We start from the raw sequence: 16,998 nt of genomic DNA, 5'->3' as shown, positions 1-16,998 counted from the left end.
CTAGCTAAAAAGGGCCTAAAGAAATTTAGGCCCTTTTTTATAGCATCACAATTTAGAATCAAAAAAGCGACCTCATCAGAGATCGCTTTGGTATGTGTTCGCTTAATTAAACGAATCAGTTAGAAAATCAAATGCGCCATACCTGCAATTACAGGTAGGGTAATTAATGTACGTAGAATAAAGATAGCGAATAATTCAAAGATATTCACAGGGATCTTACTACCAAGTAACAGTGCACCCACTTCAGACATATAGATAAGTTGAGTTACAGACATCGCAGCGATAACAAAACGAGTCATCTCACTATCGATAGAAGCAGCGATGATTGATGGAATAAACATATCAGCAAAACCAACAACAATCGTTTGAGATGCTTCTACTGCATAAGGGACACCAAGTAATTCCAAGAAAGGAATGAAAGGTTGGCCTAATACAGAAAATACAGACGTATATTCAGCAATAACTAAAGCGATAGTACCAAGCGCCATTACGACAGGTAATACGCCAAAAACCATATCTACTGCATTTTTAACGCCTTCACCAAAGACACTACGAATAGACGTGACTTTAGATGCTTTATTCATCGCCTGCTCAAGACCCCAAGAGAAAGTTGTGTAACCTTGAGGAATAACTTCAGCATCAGCAGCACGTTCAGTACCGTCGATGAATAAATCTTTCTTACGGCTAAGAGGTGGGAGGCGAGGAATAATGATTGCCGCAACAACACCAGCTAAGCATACCGTGAAGTAAAATGGTAAGAAGTAGCTTTCTAATTCAACTTGCGCAATAACCACTAAACTAAAGGTAATTGATACCGCAGAGAATGTCGTACCAACAACTGCCGCTTCACGTTGAGTATAAAATTTCTCTTCGTATTGCTTACTTGTCAGGAGGATACCAACAGAGCCATCACCTAACCAAGAAGCCATACAGTCAATTGCAGAACGACCTGGTAAATTGAAAACAGGGCGCATAACTTTACTTAAAAGAGCACCGAATAATTCTAATAAACCAAAATTCAGTAATAAAGGAAGCAGTAATCCCGCAAAAATAAATACAGAGAAAAGAACAGGCAAAAGATCGTTAAGGACTAAACCACCGGTATTTGGTTCCCAAATTGCTTCAGGACCAACCTGAAAAAAAACCATTGCAGCAGCTGCGCCACCAATTAAGCGAACCACAAACCAAAGAGGGGTAGGGTTTAGTAAACCAAATAAAAAGGTGCTATTTGTGATAAGGCTAGGCTTAATTATCTTAGCAAGAATAGTGATAACAGACATAAACATAACAATGCCTGTAACGATAGAAACTAAATAGTCACCAAATAATACCTGAATTGATTTTGCTAATACAGCAACAGGTATTGTGATATCACCGTTATAAGTGATTGGCGCCATAAATAGGAACAAACCGATTAACGATGGGATAAGAAACATCAGAAGATTCTTCTTCTTACTCATTTGGGGTATCTCACTTGAATTTTGCATAAATCTCTCAAATTACTACTAGTTAATAAAAAGCTAATCCTTAGCATTATTATTCACTAAACTTCCGTATTCATTCAGTAAGATGGAGAGTACACTGTTTTTTTTAAAAGTGGAATACTATTCATTAAAAAAAAGTAATTATTCACTTTTATACAATGTTAATCAATGCGATTTGTCGAAAATGCAACCACATTGTTTGTTATGTGTTAAATTTTAAGAATTAAATACAAAAAAAAGCCCCCGTAGTCGGAAGCTTAAATTAATAGATAGATTACTTAAAGTCAGCGACACGCATTCTGTTCAATGTTGCCATTACTTCAATTACACGAGGTTTAGCCAAATCACCATGTTTAGGCATTAATTCGTGCCAGTTATCATGAAGTTGCTGAGCAATAAACTCAACTGGATTTAATTCCCAGCCAGGAGTTTGAGATAACTGGAACCACATCCAGCCAATCGCGTGAACTTGTGCAGATGATTGCAACTGAGACATTGCAGTAATATCAACTAACTCACGACCAAAGCGCAGTGTATTCTTGTTTCTTGCTTGAATACGGAATTTACCTTCTTGCAGTATAGCCTGAAGAGATGAACGATTTAGTTGACGAGTTTGAGTTGGAAGTAAATGTTCAGAGCCCTCTCTAACACGTGTCGTCGGGTGAGAAATAACTACTTCTTTTGCTTTTTTAGTCACATCTACTGCTTGATAGTCGTGCATTTGAATTACAGTATCAGCAACATCAAGGTAATCACCAGAGCCACCCATAACTAAAATAGTCGAAACGCCCATTTCATCACGCAATTGACCAATGCGGTCTACTAATGGCGTAATTGGCTCAGCGCCATTATTTACTAATGCTTGCATACGCTCATCACGGATCATGAAGTTAGTTGCTGAGGTATCTTCATCAATCAATAATGTTTTTGCTTGCGCTTCTAATGACTCTTGAAGCCATGCCGCTTGTGATGTAGAACCAGACGCATCTTGAGTTGAGAAGCACGTAGTATCTTTCCCCATTGGTAGATGATTAATGTAGTTCGATAGATTTAAACTGTGAACACAACGGCCATCTTCAGCTTGAATTTTAGTTGTTGATTCTTCTGTTACAATATATTCACGGCCATCACCAGGGATATGATCGTAAATAGAACGTTCTAACGCATTCAGTAATGTTGATTTACCATGAAAGCCACCACCAACAATTAGCGTGATCCCTTTAGGAATACCCATACCTTTAATTAGGCCACGGTTTGGCGTCGATAATTCAACTTCTAAAGAGTCAGGGCTTTGGAAAGCAATCGCATCTTTCATAGGGCGATCATTGTTACCCGCGATTCTAGGTAAAATACTGCCATTAGCTACGAATGCGACTAAATTATGTTCAGCAAGCTGACGACGAAGTGCTACTTGGTCAACAATAACTTTACAATGTTCTTTAAGCTCTTCAATTGGCAGTTCACGAGCTAACAAAGTACGACGAACGTATTTTGGCATATGGAATGTCAAAATATTAATCGCGCGCTTAGCTAAAATCTCACGGCCATCTGCCGGCAAGTTCATGTTATAGCGAAGTTCAATGCCTTCATCATCAAAAATAACAGAAGTATGGTCTAAAACAGTTTGTCCTGATAATGCAATAGATAGCGTTGCGTCTTTCTCAAGTAATTCACTAAAATGACGAGCAAGGAAATCACGAGCGGCGCGTTGATAGTCAAGAGAGGTCTCTTGTAACCACTGAAGGTGAGTTAATGACCAAGCACGTTTCGCTCGAAGACGAGAAGGCGGAGCATATGGGTCAGATTGAACGTTATCAATATACAAAGTGAAGTCGGTAAAATCGTACTCACCTTTAATAGAGGTGTAGCTACGGTAATTTCTTTTTTCTAATTTTTTTAGTTTGGCTTCAAGCTGTTCCATTACATTCACATTATCAAATAAAGTTGTGAGGAGTATAACAAAATCCCAGTCAGAATAAGAACATCTTTCCTCTTGATGTTGAAAATAACTCTAAGACTATTGGCTAATTTACATATTTACGACTTTCAGGTCATAGTAGTGATAATAATACGTAAAGGAGTACCGTAATGAATGTTATTGTGAGCGTTTTGGAAAACCTCTTAATCGGGATAGGAGTTATCAGTTTATTATTTGCTATCACTCAATATGGAAAAAGGACATCAGATTGGGGTGGTGCCTGTATTTTATTTGTTAAACGAATCGAATTATCAATCCAAGAGCATAAATGGTACCGCATTGGCATTAGCTCATTCTTTCTAGGTGTTGTAGTTCGAATTTTAAATTTGACCTTTTGGGGATAGATAGTTACTCACAGTTATCCACAATTTCTGTGGGTAACTATTTGAATAAACCTTTAACTCATTGAATATTAAATATATATGGTATGAAGCAAGCTTTTTTTTACTATATCCTATTATTTTTTTGTGACGCGAAGTAAAATAGCGAAGTCAATAAAAAAATAGCCTTGGATAGATAAAAATAAGATGGATAAAACGTACCCACGTAAGAAAATAGCCATAATTGGTGGTGGTATTGCTGGCGCTAGTATTGCTATGTATTTATCACAATATGACGTCGATATTGAAGTGTTCGAGCAGGGCATTAGTTTAGTCAATGGGCCGCCTATTTGTCATCTTCATGCTGGGGGAAACCTTTATAGAGAGATTTCGGATGATCAATGCATTACTTTATTAACTGAGTCTATTGAAACCGTTCGTTATTTTCCTCATACCGTCAATATTCGTCCTACCGTTATAGCCGTTCCTAAAAAAGATCCAGGACAACCAGAAGATTTATTGCCAAGGCTAAAGTTATTACAACAAACTTACGCTCAGTTAATTGAACAAAACAGTGCTAACCAAGTTTTTGGCCCTGCTGAAGAGTATTTTAAAACATACAATAAAGTAGATTTAGATCAAATAGCACAACGCACACCAACACAAACACCGACGTCTCTTGATGATTGGTTAATCGCATTCGCAAATCAAGTCGATTTAAATGAATTAAAATACCCAATTGCACTTGTTCAAGAATATGGTTTAAGTGTCTTCCGTATGGCGGCCACAGCACAACTTTCCCTATCAAGCCTAAATAACCTCACTTTACATTTTTCTTCTAGTGTAAATAGACTTTCAAAAGTGATTCGTGAAGGTGAGCATTCTCTGTGGGATTTAAGCTATTTGTATTCAGGACAACATTACTCTAGTCAATTTGATTATGTGATTAATAGTGCCGGCTTTAAAACAGGAATTATTGATGACTTAGCAAACAAGCACCGGAAAAGATTAGTTGAGTTTAAAGCCGCTTATGTGGCTCAATGGGATAAACCCCAATTTGGTAAATGGCCTGAAATTATTTTTCATGGTGAGCGTGGAACACCACAAGGTATGGCGCAGTTTACTCCATACCCAAATGGTTATTTTCAACTTCATGGGATGACGGAAGAAATCACTCTATTTAAAGATGGGTTATCTGAGTCTTGTGATCTATCAGCACAGCCTAAACTACCAGAAGCATTCAATAAGAAGCTGACTACGGGGTGGGATATATCTCTTCAAACAGAGAGAACCCAAAGGGCGATTAACCACCTTTCGCAATTTATGCCAGACTTTATTGAAGCAACTCCAGCTGGTAAACCTTTATATGGTGCACAACAGATCCCAGGAGATGATGTCACATTACGAGCTGCAAATGTTTCTTATACTGAAGATGGGTATTTCAGAGCCGAGATCGTTAAAGCCTCTTCAGCGATAGAATGCGCAAAAGAAATTGAACGTGTACTTAAACTCAGTAATAAGGTGTCTAACATTCCGGCATTTACATTGTTAGACATTGAAAAAGAAGCAGAAAGGTTAGCAATAGAAAGAGGTTATCCAATAGAGTTAGCTCAAGTTTATTAGATAAAAAGGATGTAACGAGACCGTATAATGAATTATTTTATTTACATTTAAGGTATGTATGGATTTGGTTAATTACTGACTGAACCAAAATATATTATGCCATACGGTGCAAAAAGGCGGATAATTTTATTGAATTATCCGCCTTTTTTGTTGAAAATAGGGGCATAGCGACTTCTTCAGGGTGATATGTGGAATTTTTACTGAAACGCCGTTGGCCTAGATTTGAATGTAAGAAATCGGTTAATGCGAAAATATTTTGGGCTCATCGTTTAATGCCATTTGTCAGTGTGAAATTGATGGATGTTTCAAAAAAAGGCTTTGGATTTACTAGTGAACGAAAATTGCAAGAAGGCAGCTGTGAATTAAGAATACGCTCTTTTCCAAGTATGATTGGCGATATTGTTTACCGAAAAGAATGTAAAACAGAGCAAGGAGAAACGCATTATCAATATGGCTTTTATTTGAGTACTCAGTTACATAAAACCCAAATAGAAAATTTAGGTTGTAAAGGGGTTATTAACTTAGAGCATATCGTTAAAGAATCAGAGAAAGAGCCTTTAGGGTAATATCAATATAAGTTTGTTTAATATTGAAAAAGAGCAAAACAAAGAAAGTATTTAAGTAAGGCATGCTGTTGATTCGACTCTAATGGGTGATATATAGAGTGATTAAGGCATGCTAGCTCGAACTTCTCTTCAAGTATGTTTGCAAAACTTTCTTCTGATGATAAATTCTGAATCCCTTGCTCTGCATAAGGTTGGCAAGTGACAGGCAAGTGACCGCTCCACCAGTGGTATAGTGTTTTACTGCTACGAGTTCTATCAAACCAGTGATCACATAATACAGCGATATAATCTTCTTTATGTAGATCGCCATCGTTAAGTAACTTATTAATCGAAAGCATTATTTGTGTTTTAGCCTCCGTTTTTGCATTAAGAAACAACGGATAAATGCACCATACTTTTTTAGTGTCGATTAATAGCGTGTAGATATAAAGATGATGATCGACATCATGAAAAAATAGTGAACAATTAACCTGCTTCCCTTCACTCGTAGCTAAAGAAGTTAATCTACGATGAAATGCCGAGCTTAGGTGAGCAGGAGACATACCCCGATTATGAATCGTAGGATAATGATGTTTACACAGTGCTTTGTAATCATCACTGAACGCATCAAGAGAATGTTTAAATAACGACTCTAACAAGAAAAATTCCTTTTTTAAAAAGCAAGTGTGCCTGAGTTCACTTGCTTTTCAATGATCAACAATAAGAATTAACGATTTTCAAAGCGATTGTAATCTAATAATCCCGCTTCAATCGGATAATGTTCTTTATACCACTCGGTTAATTCATCACTATAAGCCCAAAATTTATCTGAGCTGCGTCTAATTGCAAAGTTATCGAGCAGTTTAACATAATCCTCTTCAGTACTAATGCGACTAAGTTCGCTAACAAAGTTAATTAATTGAGATTCTTTTATTTCTAAAAAGGCAGCAGGGTAACTACCAACAACACCATATAAAATTGAGAAACGGTCGAGTGTAGGATCGCGATTCTTTTCTTCATTAAATAATGAGGAAATATTTTTATGAGCACTCGTATTAAGCAGAGTAAAAAATTCACTTCGTTCGTCTGAATTAGCAATGATCTTTATCGTAATGATTTGCGGTAAATGCTGTAAGCCATTACCTTTAATCATATTTATTTTCTGTAACGTATGTTGTGAAATACTCTCTAATTTTGAATTTGCTACGTTGTAACGTTTTGAGTTATTATTACCAATATATTTACGTAATAAAGAAAACAACTCAGCTTTAGGATTGTCAGTCAGATATTGAATCTTTGTTGGTTGATCAAAAGGTTGAACGTCACGCTGCATATACTTACTAAGTTGTGGTGGTGGATTTTGATACCAACTTTGCCACTCTTCTTGACGGATCTCTTTTGGTAATAATGTTAAGAAATTACTTTCACCTTCCATTCGTAAGAAGTCCATATACATTCGTGTCATTAACTGGTGGCCAAAATTCCCATAAACATCAAATCCTGCGACTAATAAGTAATGAATTCGTTCTAACAAAGCGTAATCAATGATCCAAGCTGTTTTTGGTGTAGGACCGTTTAACCCTTTAATCACAGAAGCGCTATCAAAATGTCGGTAAATGGTTAAGGCTGCATTATCATTATCTTGATCTCCACCCCAAACAAGTTCTGGCGTTAAGTGTTGTCCATTATTGAATACTTGGTTTAAATAAGTATTTTTCGCCTCTAAATAACGCGCTTGATTACGTGAATATTGGATCCAACTAGTGATAGGTACAGTGGTGCTGTCTAATTCTGCAGGAAGTGTGAGGTTATTTTTTTGCTCTCTGTAAAATTTAGCGACACCTGGATTGTCAGCTTTTTCTGGATCAACAAAGAATACCCAAAAATGATCGTTAATAACGTTCAAAGCTAATTGCCCACGGCAAACTGGGCCTTTAATGAATCCTTGGATTGTGTCTTGTGCTTCATCTAATAAATAGTGGTAGCGTGAATTTACAGGTAAATCTACAAAAGTAGTTAATGGGTTTGCAGCAATATCAGTCGAATAACTCGGAAGTTTAGTTACTGTGTAACTTGAGTTTACAAACCATTTTTGCCATTTATCGAATCGAGACTGATCAAGTAAGTAGGGCATATGAGTTTTATCGACAGTAGTACTACGAACTGCGGTTATACGATAATAAACACGCTCAACTTTTGGATTATCATAAGGACGACGGGTTGCAATAAGAGAAATAGGCTCTCCTGGTGGTGTAGCAGAACGTACTAATTTGAAAAAGCGCAACGTATTAGGGTTTGTTGAAAAATAAAGGTTATTTAAAAATAGGTGCTCAAATAAATAGCGACTCGTTAATTGCTGTTTTAATGAATTACCATTAAAAAATCCTTCCCAACGTGTGATTTTTGTAATTTCATCTTCCGTTAAAGGCGCTATGTCACTCATTTTTGCGCCTTGTTTAAGCCATGACATAAGTAAGTCATGCTCTGAGTTATTTAGTTCTGGCATTCCATAAGGCATTCCCCAACTTGGGTATTGAGATTCATAATCTGCCATTTCTTCAATGGTTGGACATTGTTGTTCGCGATCGATAGAGAAATCATAGCCTCTTAATTGAGCTTCTTTTTCTAATGGGTTGTTTTGTTTCAAGTTTAACATACGAGCCATTACACTGGCATCTGTATTCGCTATCTCTGCTTGTTCTCGTTCATTCAGAATAGGTGTGAACCCAATATCACGCCATTCTTGAGTTGTTTGAGCGTCTTCAAATAGACGAGTAGGATTCGCTGCAACTAACCGTGTGCCTTGATATATAGGTGATTTGTGAGCACCGCGATCTATCCCCTCTGCAGAAGACATTTTCAATTGGCAAGGTGCATCATAACAGGCATGACAAACTACGCAGCGTTTATCAATAAGAGGCTTTATGTCAGCTAAATAATTTAGGCTTTCTGGAGAATTATACTCGTGCATTCTTTGTTGAACATTTTGCTCACCAAACAATTGGTCATAATTATAACTTGCATAGGTTGCACACCCAGAGAATATGACGACAAAGAAAATAATTAATGAGCGTTTAGAAAGCATAAGCACATCCGTGAAATAAAGAGATAGCTTTATTGTAATAATAAATAAAAGAAAAAACAAAAAGCCCGCTTACCTGACGGCAAACGGGCTTGATTTTATTGAGAATATCTTAAGCAGTAACAGGACTTAGCTGTTGTGCTTTTTCCTCAGAGATAGGTTTAGTTACTAGTGCTAATACGATAGCCACACCAACCATTACTGCAGAAATTGTATATGCTAATGCGTAATCACCGCCTTGTGTCATTGAGTAACCAACAACAGCAGCACCGATAGCACCACCAATACCCCATGATGTATAAAGAACACCATAGTTTGTACCGTAGTTTTTCAGACCGTAGAATTCAGCAGTTAGTGATGGGAATACAGCAAGAAGAGTACCGTAACCAACAGCAGCAACAGCAGTGCCAACGATAAGCATAACTTCATTGTCATACATGCTGAAGAAAGCCATGTTTACGCCTTGAAGAACAAATGCAATAAGTAGTGTTTTAACGCCACCAATTTTATCTGAAAGCATACCAGCAGCAACACGACCGCCAGAATTGAACACTGCAAGAAGAGATGCTAAATACACTGCATTTGGAAGGTTAGCTTGCATGCTTGCGATAGTTGTGATGTTACCAATGATCATAAGACCTGCAGAAGCAGCAAATGCATACATAATCCATAGAGAATAAAACTGAGGCGTTTTAAGCATTGCTTTCCAGTTTAAGTCCATTGGTTTACGTGTAGCAACAGGGGCTTTGCCTGCTTTCAGTTTTGGTTCTTCGGGTTGGTAACCTTCAGGTGGGTTGTTAATCGTTGTAGCTAGTGGAACTGCAATAATAAGGATCGCAATACCAAGAACTAAAAAGCTTGTTTGGATGCCGTACATTGAAATAAGAGCAGACGTTACTGGTGCTAGGTAAATAGCAGCCAGACCAAAACCTGCAGCGATTAAACCATTAACCATGCCTTTCTTAGAAGGGTGGAACCATTTCATAGCAGAAGGAGCAAGACATGCATAACCAAAACCGATACCTGCACCAGTCATTACACCAAACGTTAAGTTCAGCATAAACACTGTATCAGCAAAGCTTGATGCGATCATACCTAGGCCAACTAAAATTGTACCGAAGATAAGAATTAAACGTGGACCCATGCGATCTTGAAGAATACCTGCAACTAAAAGACAGATAGAAAAAGTGATTGTTGCAGTCGCATAAGGTTGAGACGCTTGTGAAGCGGTCCAGCCCATATCAGTAACAAGAGCTTTGTTGAATACGCTCCATGCGTAAAGAATTCCTAAACATAGGTTAATACAGAAGCCTGCTAGCAGGATACGCATTGCTTTATCGATATTTTTCATCGCAATCTCAGTGAGTTGAAAGTTTATTACAAGTAAATGTATGTTTTTTATGGTTCTTTCTTAGAAGTATGACGTTCGTCACGTAAATCTGCGCGGAGTTTATCAGCACTTCATAGGTATTGGAATAGTTTGTACGAAAATTACACCACATTTTTTCAATCTAATATTGCAAATTTGACAGCGTCACAAAATTGGCGCCTGGCGGCATTTTATTGTCAGATTTATGTAAATTTCTGATCTTAGGGCTTTTTTTATCATCGTTTGCTTGCTAATATCCGCCGCGTAAAAACATTACTATAAATATGAGAAAAATATGAACATTAAAAAGATTAAAATAGCAGTAGCAGTGGCACTAGGCGTAACAACATTAACAGGCTGTATGGGCCAAATGGGCGTGTCTAAGCTTGTTGCTTTTGGTAACCTTAAAGCAGTAGATAACCGTTATGCTCGTGAAGGCTTATACATCCTATTAGCACCGGTATACGGTGTAGCTGCATTTGCTGACCTTTTCATCTTTAACTCAATTGAATTTTGGACAGGTAAAAACATCATTACAGGTAAAAGCCCAGCAGTTGTTGATACTGATGTTGGTGGCGCTGTATTTAAAGTGAATGACAAAATTGACTCGTCAATGACTAAAGCACCAATTGCGCCACTTCAAGTGAACAATAATGTAAAAAGCACATCGGTTAAACAAATCGACGAAAATACATTAGAAATGCATGTTGCATTACTTGATGGTACTCAACAAGTTCTGCGTGGTGAGAAAACGGACGATAACGTTGCTTTCTATTTAGATGGTAACTACATCACAACAGTACAAGTTGAAGAATTAGAAAATTATGTAGCAGCTTCTCAAGCTTAATTTCTAAATTTTACTTTGTTATTAAAAAGCACTCACTTTGAGTGCTTTTTTTGTGTCAGTTCATAAAAAAGAGACTTTTTTAAAATTATTTTTTAATCGAAAATTAAATTTATTTAACAATCCGCTTACATTTTGCGTACCACTTTTAAGAAATGAATAGGCAGTGTCTAGCTTATTATTTTTTTAAAGTATAAAAAAGTATTTTGGTAACATATTTATTACATTACCATATTTTGCATATAGTTGAATTAAAAAAGAAAAGCGATAGAATATACCGGAAACAAAGATTCCAAAATTGAAGGGATGCTCTCAATTAATCTTAGAGGTGTATTATGAAATTATTCCTTATCTTCTTAGTATCAACATTAGGTGGCGTTGCTGCTGCCGAGCATTTTCATTCTTTTATTTTAGGCTTAAGTATTGCCTCTTTAGCAGTTGGCTGTTGTCATTGGTTTGCGTTTAGAACAACACGATACCCACAAATGGCACTACTACTTCTTATGTTAGGTTTATTTGCGAAGATCGCTGTAACGATTACTGGTGTTGTCGTTAGTATGGAAGCGGATTTAATTACGTCGCCATTTATTTTCTCAGTGTCTTACTTATTCTTCTCTATTGTGGCAACTTATCTTTGGTTTAGAATTAAAGATGCGAAAATATCAGCACCATTACTTAAAAAGCGTCGAGAGATAGCTTAAGTTAAACCAACGATTTCAAACTAAAAAGAGGAGCTTTGGCTCCTCTTTTTAGTTTTTGTATTATGCTATACCGTATCTATAAATTCGATTTCTTGTTATAGTATTGATAGTTTTATTTAAAAAGGGTTCCCAGATGGCTATTTCCATCTTAATTTGTGATGACTCAGCACTAGCACGCAAACAACTTGCACGAGTTATACCTTCATCGTGGGGAGCTAAAATAGAATTTGCTCACCATGGTTGGGATGCAATTGCTAAACTTGAAGCTGATACATACGATCTTTTGCTTCTTGATTTAACGATGCCAGAACTTGATGGTTACGGTACGTTAGAGCAAATTAATATCCGCAAGATCAACACTCAAGTTGTTGTTGTCTCAGGTGATATTCAACCAAAAGCACAATTGCGAGTTTCTGAGCTTAGTGCAAAAGCCTTTATAAAAAAACCAGTAGATAAAGCAACATTAATCTCGACATTAACATCAATCGGGATCCATCCAGAGCGTCAATTAACGTATTCACCACAACCTGTAATGCCAATTCAATTACGTCGTAGAGATGTTTATTTAGAAGTGGCGAACGTCGCAATTGGTCGTGCTGCAGATTCTTTAGCACGCCATTTTGATGTTTTTGTTCATATGCCTTTGCCTAACGTTAATTTATTCGAAATGAGTGAATTACAAATGACACTGCGTCACTTAGCCAGTAACGAGGATATGTCGGGTGTTTGTCAAGGATTTAGTGGTGAAGGGATCGCAGGGGAAGCATTAGTATTATTAAGTGACTCAAGTGTGAATGACCTCCTGAAATTAATGGATTACCCAGAGTCAGATGATACCAGTTTAGAGTTAGAGTTATTAATGGATGTCTCTAACATTCTAGTCGGTGCATTCCTAAAAGGGATAGGCGAACAAGCAGAGGTTCGTTTTTTCCAAAGTGCCCCTGTATTACTTGGACAACATATTTCCGTTGATAGTGTAGTTGAATCAACAAAAGGCTCATTTAATCGAATTATGGCGTTTGAAGTCAGTTACAATATTGATGGTACTAACATTAAATGCGACATGTTATTGATGATAGTTGATGAATCTTTGCCTATATTAGACAACAAACTTGCTTACTTATTGGATGATGAATAATGAATGGTATTCCTGCTGAGTTTGAGCAATTTCACTGGATGGTCGACATGGTACAGAATGTTGATGTTGGCTTAATTGTGGTAGACAAAGAATTTAATATTCATCTTTGGAATGGGTTTATGACTCATCATAGTGGTAAACAAGCACACGATGTAATGGGAACATCATTGTTTGATGTATTTCCTGAAATTAATGAAAATTGGTTTAAAGCGAAATCGAAACCTGTTTTTGAATTGGGTGCGCGTAGTTTCGTTATTTGGCGACAAAGACCTTATCTATTCCGTTGTCGTAATGTAAGACCTATTACTCAACAAAGTGAATTCATGTATCAAAACGTCACGTTAAACCCTATGAGAAGTACAACAGGGGAAATAAAATCAATGTTTCTTGCTGTGGAAGATGTGACTTCTGAAGCGTTAGCTGAAAAAATGAATCAATAAAAAAATGGAGGCTTATGAGCCTCCATTTTATATCTTCAATACTACTTGTTTGCTTTTTTATCAGCTTCTGTAAGATCACGGATCTTACGGCTAATGTCACGACGAGATTTTGAAATCTCAGCGCTTTTAATGATGTGGTCATCTACACGGTCTTCGTAATCTGCTTTCATATTTTGTACAACAGCTATGATCTCGTCAGTAGACATAGTAGGGTGAATATAATCAAGCATGTTTTCTAACAATGTCACACGCTTTTGGTTATCACGAATTTTCTTTTGGTTGTCTTGTAGTTCACGTTTTAGTTTATTTTTACGACGAGCTTGGTTAATGATTTCAAAAACGTTGTTCATTTTAATTTCCTATAATATTTAATAGCTACTATCTTGATTAAATCATAAATGCAGTAATGAAAACAATAACAAGATCAATACAGTGCTAAAAAAATTGAATTAAGCCGCTTATTAACTGGCTTTACTTTTCGGTTCATTTTCTTGGTTGTTTGGAGAAAGCTTTGTCACTTTTTCAACTTCCACAATCTCACGGTTTTCACCGATAAGCAATCCACCTTTTTCAATAGTTAATTGCTGAGTTTGCATTGTGCCTTTAAACTTTCCTTTAGGTTGGATATTTACTTCGCCGCCTTGGCACGTGCCTTCAACTAGCCCATTAATTAATACTAATCTTGCTTTGATGTCACCTTGTACTCGACCTGTCGGAGTAATTATTACTTCTGCATCTGTAATGATATTCCCTTGAACGAAACCATCGACTTGAATGCTTTGCTCTGATTCGATATTGCCAATAGTACGACAACCTTTGGCGATGATGGATAAAGAGGCAGAGGTAGATCGACTACTAAAAAGGCCCATGTGTGTTTCTCCAATTGATATTAAACTAACGAAAGAATACTATCATGAATAGAACAGAGGATAGCTACTAATTACAGGGTTAACAGTAGTATTTGGTAACAGAGCTCACACTTTTTATCGTATGCATAATCGATTAAAGTAGAAGGAAGTAGAGAATGAGAATTATAAACCAAGCAGAAATTCGTGTTATTGGCTGTTTAATTGAAAAAGAGATCACAACACCAGAACAATATCCATTAACACTCAATGCATTAGCAACGGCATGTAATCAAAAAAGCAATCGTGACCCTGTCACTTCAATGACAGATTCAGAGGTTCTTGATGCGGTTAATTCATTAATTAACGATCGGTTGGTTACTGATGAAACTCGCGGCAATGCAAGAGTGGCTAAATATCAGCATCGTTTTTGCAATACTGAATTTGGTAGCCTTCAGTTATCAAAACAAGAAATTGCTATTTTGTGCGTATTATTTTTACGTGGTCCTCAAACTCCGGGGGAATTACGCACTCGAACTCAACGTCTGTGTGATTTTGACAACGTTGCTCAAGTGGAAAGTGTATTAAATAGATTATGTTCAGAAGAAGTATCACCAAAAGTCGTGAAACTTGAGAAAGAACCAGGAAAACGAGAAGCAAGATACGGCCATTTGTTCTGTGGCGAAATAGAAGACAGTGTTGTTGTAAATCATACTCACACTCATTCAGAGCAAGTCAATAATGACAATGGACAAAGACTCGATGAGCTAGAACAAGAAGTGACTGCACTACGAGCTGAAGTCGCAGAACTAAAGCAATTAATCAACGATGTTTTAGCTTAGTTAAAGTGACTAAAACAAATACAGAGTGGAGTATCTATTTAGTTCGAACTCGACTGGATACTCTATATTGCGGTATTACTAATGACTTATCTCGTCGCTTTCTAATGCACCAAACAGGGAAAGGGGCGAAATATTTAAGAGGTAAAGGACCTTTAACGCTAGAGTGGTCATATCAAGTCGACTCAAAATCATTAGCGCTACGATATGAATACCGTATAAAAAAAATGACCAAAGCCTCAAAAGAAGCATTGGTCAATCAAACTGGAAGTCTTCCTGTTCTTAGTGACTAATCGTAAATCGTTGGAATAGGTAGGCGCTTATGCTGAGACAGTTGATAGATTCTAATTAATCTTGCTTCTGCCTCGGCATCAATTTTTTTGCCTTCCAAAAAGTCATCAATTTGATCATAAGTGACACTAAGTGCGTCTTCATCTGCTTTTTGTGGTGCTAATTCTTCTAAATCTGCAGTTGGCACTTTCTTGACTAGTTGCTCTGGTGCACCGAGTGCAGCAGCAACTTCTCTAACTTGACGTTTATTTAAGCCAAATAAAGGCGCTAAATCACACGCACCATCACCAAATTTAGTATAAAAGCCAGTAATATTTTCAGCTGAATGATCTGTACCTAATACCAAACCACCGACATAACCAGCCACTTCATACTGTGCAATCATACGCGCTCTGGCTTTCACATTGCCTTTTACAAAGTCGACTTTAGATTTATCTGTTGGTAATAAGCCTGTTGATTCAAGTCCAATATGATTTGCAGTATGCAACCCATCAACACCGTCTTTTATATTGATACTAATAGAGTGATTTGGTTTAATAAAAGAAAGAGCAAGCTGAGCTTCATCTTCATCTTGTTGTATTCCATAAGGCAAACGAACAGCGATAAATTGATAGTCTGATGATTGAGATCCTTTATTTAATTCATCCACTGCAATTTGTGCTAAACGGCCACACGTGGTTGAGTCAACACCACCACTGATCCCAAGGATCAAAGATTTACAATTAGATTGAATAAGCTTAGATTTAATAAAGTCGACACGTTGTTGTATTTCTTCAGTCGGGTCAATTAACGCTTTTACTTTCATTTCTTCAACAATCTGCTGCTGCATTCTCATTCCTTTACTCTATTGAGACAGTTCACACTTAATTGGAATAATCATACTGAATTTAACCAATTAATGACAGTTTAATAGCGTTATGGGATGGTCATCGACAAAATTTTCACTTATGCTAATTAATAATATCGAAAGTAAAGAGACGCATTAATGAAGATAGCTGTGTTTGGTAGTGCTTTTAATCCGCCATCCCTTGGACATAAAAGCGTAATAGAGCGGTTACACCATTTTGATAAAGTATTGTTGGTTCCTAGTATTTCCCATGCTTGGGGTAAAACGATGCTATCCTACGAAGCACGAGTTGAAATGGTGTCTGTTTTTGTGGATGAACTTAATATGACTAATGTAGAGCTATCAACCCTTGAAAAGGAGATCTACATTCCAGACCAAAGTGTGACTACATTTTCTTTGTTAAATAAGCTTCAAGAATTAAATCAGGGTGCCGATATTACTTTTATTATCGGACCAGATAACTTACTTCAATTCGGTAAGTTTTATAAGTTCGATGAAATAGTGAAACGTTGGAGTGTGATGGCCTGCCCTGAAACATTACCAGTAAGAAGTACAGACATTAGAACAGCAATACAAAACGGTGAGTCGATTTCTCACTTAACAACAAAGGGCGTACAAAACTATATTTCTACGCACCGCTTATACGAGTAGT

General features: G+C 37.0%; 18 protein-coding genes. 10 read left to right on the top strand and 8 right to left on the bottom strand.

The features are described from left to right. Nucleotides 1-119: 119 nt before the first annotated feature. Together BTO23_RS14960 and BTO23_RS14955 are read right to left on the bottom strand one after the other, a co-directional pair. The gene (locus BTO23_RS14960) at nt 120-1,487 is read right to left on the bottom strand and encodes a YjiH family protein (protein ID WP_170066751.1); all 1,368 of its coding nucleotides are present in this window, start codon (nt 1,485-1,487) and stop codon (nt 120-122) included. Nucleotides 1,488-1,758: 271 nt separating this feature from the next. Continuing rightward, nucleotides 1,759-3,405: an ABC-ATPase domain-containing protein gene (locus BTO23_RS14955; protein WP_105063885.1), complete on the bottom strand. Its 1,647-nt coding sequence runs from the start codon at nt 3,403-3,405 to the stop codon at nt 1,759-1,761. Nucleotides 3,406-3,572: 167 nt separating this feature from the next. On the opposite strand from BTO23_RS14955, the gene BTO23_RS14950 reads away from it, so the two are divergent. The 3 genes from BTO23_RS14950 (at nt 3,573) to BTO23_RS14940 (ending at nt 5,971) form a co-directional block, all read left to right on the top strand. Next, a complete protein-coding gene (locus BTO23_RS14950; protein ID WP_060993722.1) occupies nt 3,573-3,806 on the top strand; it encodes a hypothetical protein in 234 nt (77 codons plus the stop codon). A 183-nt stretch (nt 3,807-3,989) separates the two neighbouring features. Continuing rightward, entirely contained in the window at nt 3,990-5,405 is a 1,416-nt protein-coding gene (locus tag BTO23_RS14945; RefSeq protein WP_105063884.1) for an NAD(P)-binding protein, read from the top strand. A 188-nt stretch (nt 5,406-5,593) separates the two neighbouring features. Next, nucleotides 5,594-5,971: a hypothetical protein gene (locus BTO23_RS14940; protein WP_060993724.1), complete on the top strand. Its 378-nt coding sequence runs from the start codon at nt 5,594-5,596 to the stop codon at nt 5,969-5,971. 17 nt (nt 5,972-5,988) lie between these two features. Here the strand turns inward: BTO23_RS14940 and BTO23_RS14935 are convergent, their stop codons facing one another. From BTO23_RS14935 to BTO23_RS14925, 3 genes are all read right to left on the bottom strand, one after another. Continuing rightward, on the bottom strand, nt 5,989-6,609 hold the full coding sequence (locus BTO23_RS14935; RefSeq protein WP_060993725.1) for a hypothetical protein: 621 nt from the start codon (nt 6,607-6,609) through the stop codon (nt 5,989-5,991). Between the two features lie 68 nt (nt 6,610-6,677). Further along, nucleotides 6,678-9,035, bottom strand: a complete 2,358-nt coding sequence (locus BTO23_RS14930) for a fatty acid cis/trans isomerase (RefSeq protein WP_105063883.1) — start codon at nt 9,033-9,035, stop codon at nt 6,678-6,680. Nucleotides 9,036-9,144: 109 nt separating this feature from the next. Continuing rightward, complete coding sequence (locus BTO23_RS14925; RefSeq protein WP_060993727.1) at nt 9,145-10,383, bottom strand: L-lactate MFS transporter; 1,239 nt, start codon at nt 10,381-10,383, stop codon at nt 9,145-9,147. Between the two features lie 313 nt (nt 10,384-10,696). On the opposite strand from BTO23_RS14925, the gene BTO23_RS14920 reads away from it, so the two are divergent. The 4 genes from BTO23_RS14920 to BTO23_RS14905 all read left to right on the top strand — a co-directional run bounded on the left by BTO23_RS14920 (nt 10,697) and on the right by BTO23_RS14905 (nt 13,524). Beyond that, nucleotides 10,697-11,248: a DUF3332 domain-containing protein gene (locus tag BTO23_RS14920; RefSeq protein ID WP_060993728.1), complete on the top strand. Its 552-nt coding sequence runs from the start codon at nt 10,697-10,699 to the stop codon at nt 11,246-11,248. Nucleotides 11,249-11,580: 332 nt separating this feature from the next. Further along, nucleotides 11,581-11,946 (top strand): hypothetical protein, encoded by a 366-nt coding sequence (locus tag BTO23_RS14915; protein WP_060993729.1) that lies wholly within the window; start codon nt 11,581-11,583, stop codon nt 11,944-11,946. Between the two features lie 133 nt (nt 11,947-12,079). After that, nucleotides 12,080-13,084: a response regulator gene (locus BTO23_RS14910; RefSeq protein WP_060993730.1), complete on the top strand. Its 1,005-nt coding sequence runs from the start codon at nt 12,080-12,082 to the stop codon at nt 13,082-13,084. Further along, nucleotides 13,084-13,524 carry a PAS domain-containing protein gene (locus tag BTO23_RS14905; RefSeq protein ID WP_061005301.1) on the top strand — a complete coding sequence of 147 codons (441 nt, stop codon included), beginning with the start codon at nt 13,084-13,086 and terminating at the stop codon, nt 13,522-13,524. The genes BTO23_RS14910 and BTO23_RS14905 overlap by 1 nt, the downstream gene beginning before the upstream one ends. 41 nt (nt 13,525-13,565) lie before the next feature. On the opposite strand, the gene BTO23_RS14900 is transcribed toward BTO23_RS14905, so the two are convergent. Together BTO23_RS14900 and BTO23_RS14895 are read right to left on the bottom strand one after the other, a co-directional pair. Beyond that, nucleotides 13,566-13,874 (bottom strand): DUF496 family protein, encoded by a 309-nt coding sequence (locus BTO23_RS14900; protein ID WP_060993732.1) that lies wholly within the window; start codon nt 13,872-13,874, stop codon nt 13,566-13,568. Nucleotides 13,875-13,985: 111 nt separating this feature from the next. Continuing rightward, nucleotides 13,986-14,393 (bottom strand): bactofilin family protein, encoded by a 408-nt coding sequence (locus tag BTO23_RS14895; protein ID WP_060993733.1) that lies wholly within the window; start codon nt 14,391-14,393, stop codon nt 13,986-13,988. Nucleotides 14,394-14,548: 155 nt separating this feature from the next. Between BTO23_RS14895 and BTO23_RS14890 the strand changes: the two genes are divergently transcribed. Both BTO23_RS14890 and BTO23_RS14885 read left to right on the top strand, forming a co-directional pair. After that, the gene (locus tag BTO23_RS14890) at nt 14,549-15,211 is read left to right on the top strand and encodes a YceH family protein (RefSeq protein WP_105063882.1); all 663 of its coding nucleotides are present in this window, start codon (nt 14,549-14,551) and stop codon (nt 15,209-15,211) included. Between the two features lie 5 nt (nt 15,212-15,216). Then, nucleotides 15,217-15,501, top strand: coding sequence for a GIY-YIG nuclease family protein (locus tag BTO23_RS14885; protein WP_060993735.1), 285 nt, complete (start codon nt 15,217-15,219; stop codon nt 15,499-15,501). On the opposite strand, the gene nadE is transcribed toward BTO23_RS14885, so the two are convergent. After that, nucleotides 15,498-16,328 carry an ammonia-dependent NAD(+) synthetase gene (gene nadE, locus BTO23_RS14880; RefSeq protein ID WP_060993736.1) on the bottom strand — a complete coding sequence of 277 codons (831 nt, stop codon included), beginning with the start codon at nt 16,326-16,328 and terminating at the stop codon, nt 15,498-15,500. The two genes, BTO23_RS14885 and nadE, sit on opposite strands and share 4 nt — an antisense overlap. Nucleotides 16,329-16,484: 156 nt before the next feature. On the opposite strand from nadE, the gene BTO23_RS14875 reads away from it, so the two are divergent. Then, a complete protein-coding gene (locus BTO23_RS14875; RefSeq protein ID WP_061005305.1) occupies nt 16,485-16,997 on the top strand; it encodes a nicotinate-nicotinamide nucleotide adenylyltransferase in 513 nt (170 codons plus the stop codon). Nucleotide 16,998 lies beyond the last annotated feature (1 nt).

Origin of the sequence: Aliivibrio sifiae (genome assembly GCF_002954715.1) — a bacterium.
Taxonomy (GTDB): Bacteria; Pseudomonadota; Gammaproteobacteria; order Enterobacterales; family Vibrionaceae; genus Aliivibrio; species Aliivibrio sifiae.
The sequence above is the reverse complement of the archived record's forward strand: the minus strand, read 5'-3'. Positions and strand labels throughout refer to the sequence as shown.

Coding starts and splice junctions, on each gene's coding strand:
- BTO23_RS14960 (WP_170066751.1), bottom strand. CDS start 1,487: ATGCAAAATTCAAGTGAGATACCCCAAATGAGTAAGAAGAAGAATCTT.
- BTO23_RS14925 (WP_060993727.1), bottom strand. CDS start 10,383: ATGAAAAATATCGATAAAGCAATGCGTATCCTGCTAGCAGGCTTCTGT.
- BTO23_RS14895 (WP_060993733.1), bottom strand. CDS start 14,393: ATGGGCCTTTTTAGTAGTCGATCTACCTCTGCCTCTTTATCCATCATC.
- BTO23_RS14930 (WP_105063883.1), bottom strand. CDS start 9,035: ATGCTTTCTAAACGCTCATTAATTATTTTCTTTGTCGTCATATTCTCT.
- BTO23_RS14950 (WP_060993722.1), top strand. CDS start 3,573: ATGAATGTTATTGTGAGCGTTTTGGAAAACCTCTTAATCGGGATAGGA.
- BTO23_RS14905 (WP_061005301.1), top strand. CDS start 13,084: ATGAATGGTATTCCTGCTGAGTTTGAGCAATTTCACTGGATGGTCGAC.
- BTO23_RS14945 (WP_105063884.1), top strand. CDS start 3,990: ATGGATAAAACGTACCCACGTAAGAAAATAGCCATAATTGGTGGTGGT.
- BTO23_RS14875 (WP_061005305.1), top strand. CDS start 16,485: ATGAAGATAGCTGTGTTTGGTAGTGCTTTTAATCCGCCATCCCTTGGA.
- BTO23_RS14890 (WP_105063882.1), top strand. CDS start 14,549: ATGAGAATTATAAACCAAGCAGAAATTCGTGTTATTGGCTGTTTAATT.
- BTO23_RS14900 (WP_060993732.1), bottom strand. CDS start 13,874: ATGAACAACGTTTTTGAAATCATTAACCAAGCTCGTCGTAAAAATAAA.
- nadE (WP_060993736.1), bottom strand. CDS start 16,328: ATGCAGCAGCAGATTGTTGAAGAAATGAAAGTAAAAGCGTTAATTGAC.
- BTO23_RS14920 (WP_060993728.1), top strand. CDS start 10,697: ATGAACATTAAAAAGATTAAAATAGCAGTAGCAGTGGCACTAGGCGTA.
- BTO23_RS14910 (WP_060993730.1), top strand. CDS start 12,080: ATGGCTATTTCCATCTTAATTTGTGATGACTCAGCACTAGCACGCAAA.
- BTO23_RS14955 (WP_105063885.1), bottom strand. CDS start 3,405: ATGGAACAGCTTGAAGCCAAACTAAAAAAATTAGAAAAAAGAAATTAC.
- BTO23_RS14915 (WP_060993729.1), top strand. CDS start 11,581: ATGAAATTATTCCTTATCTTCTTAGTATCAACATTAGGTGGCGTTGCT.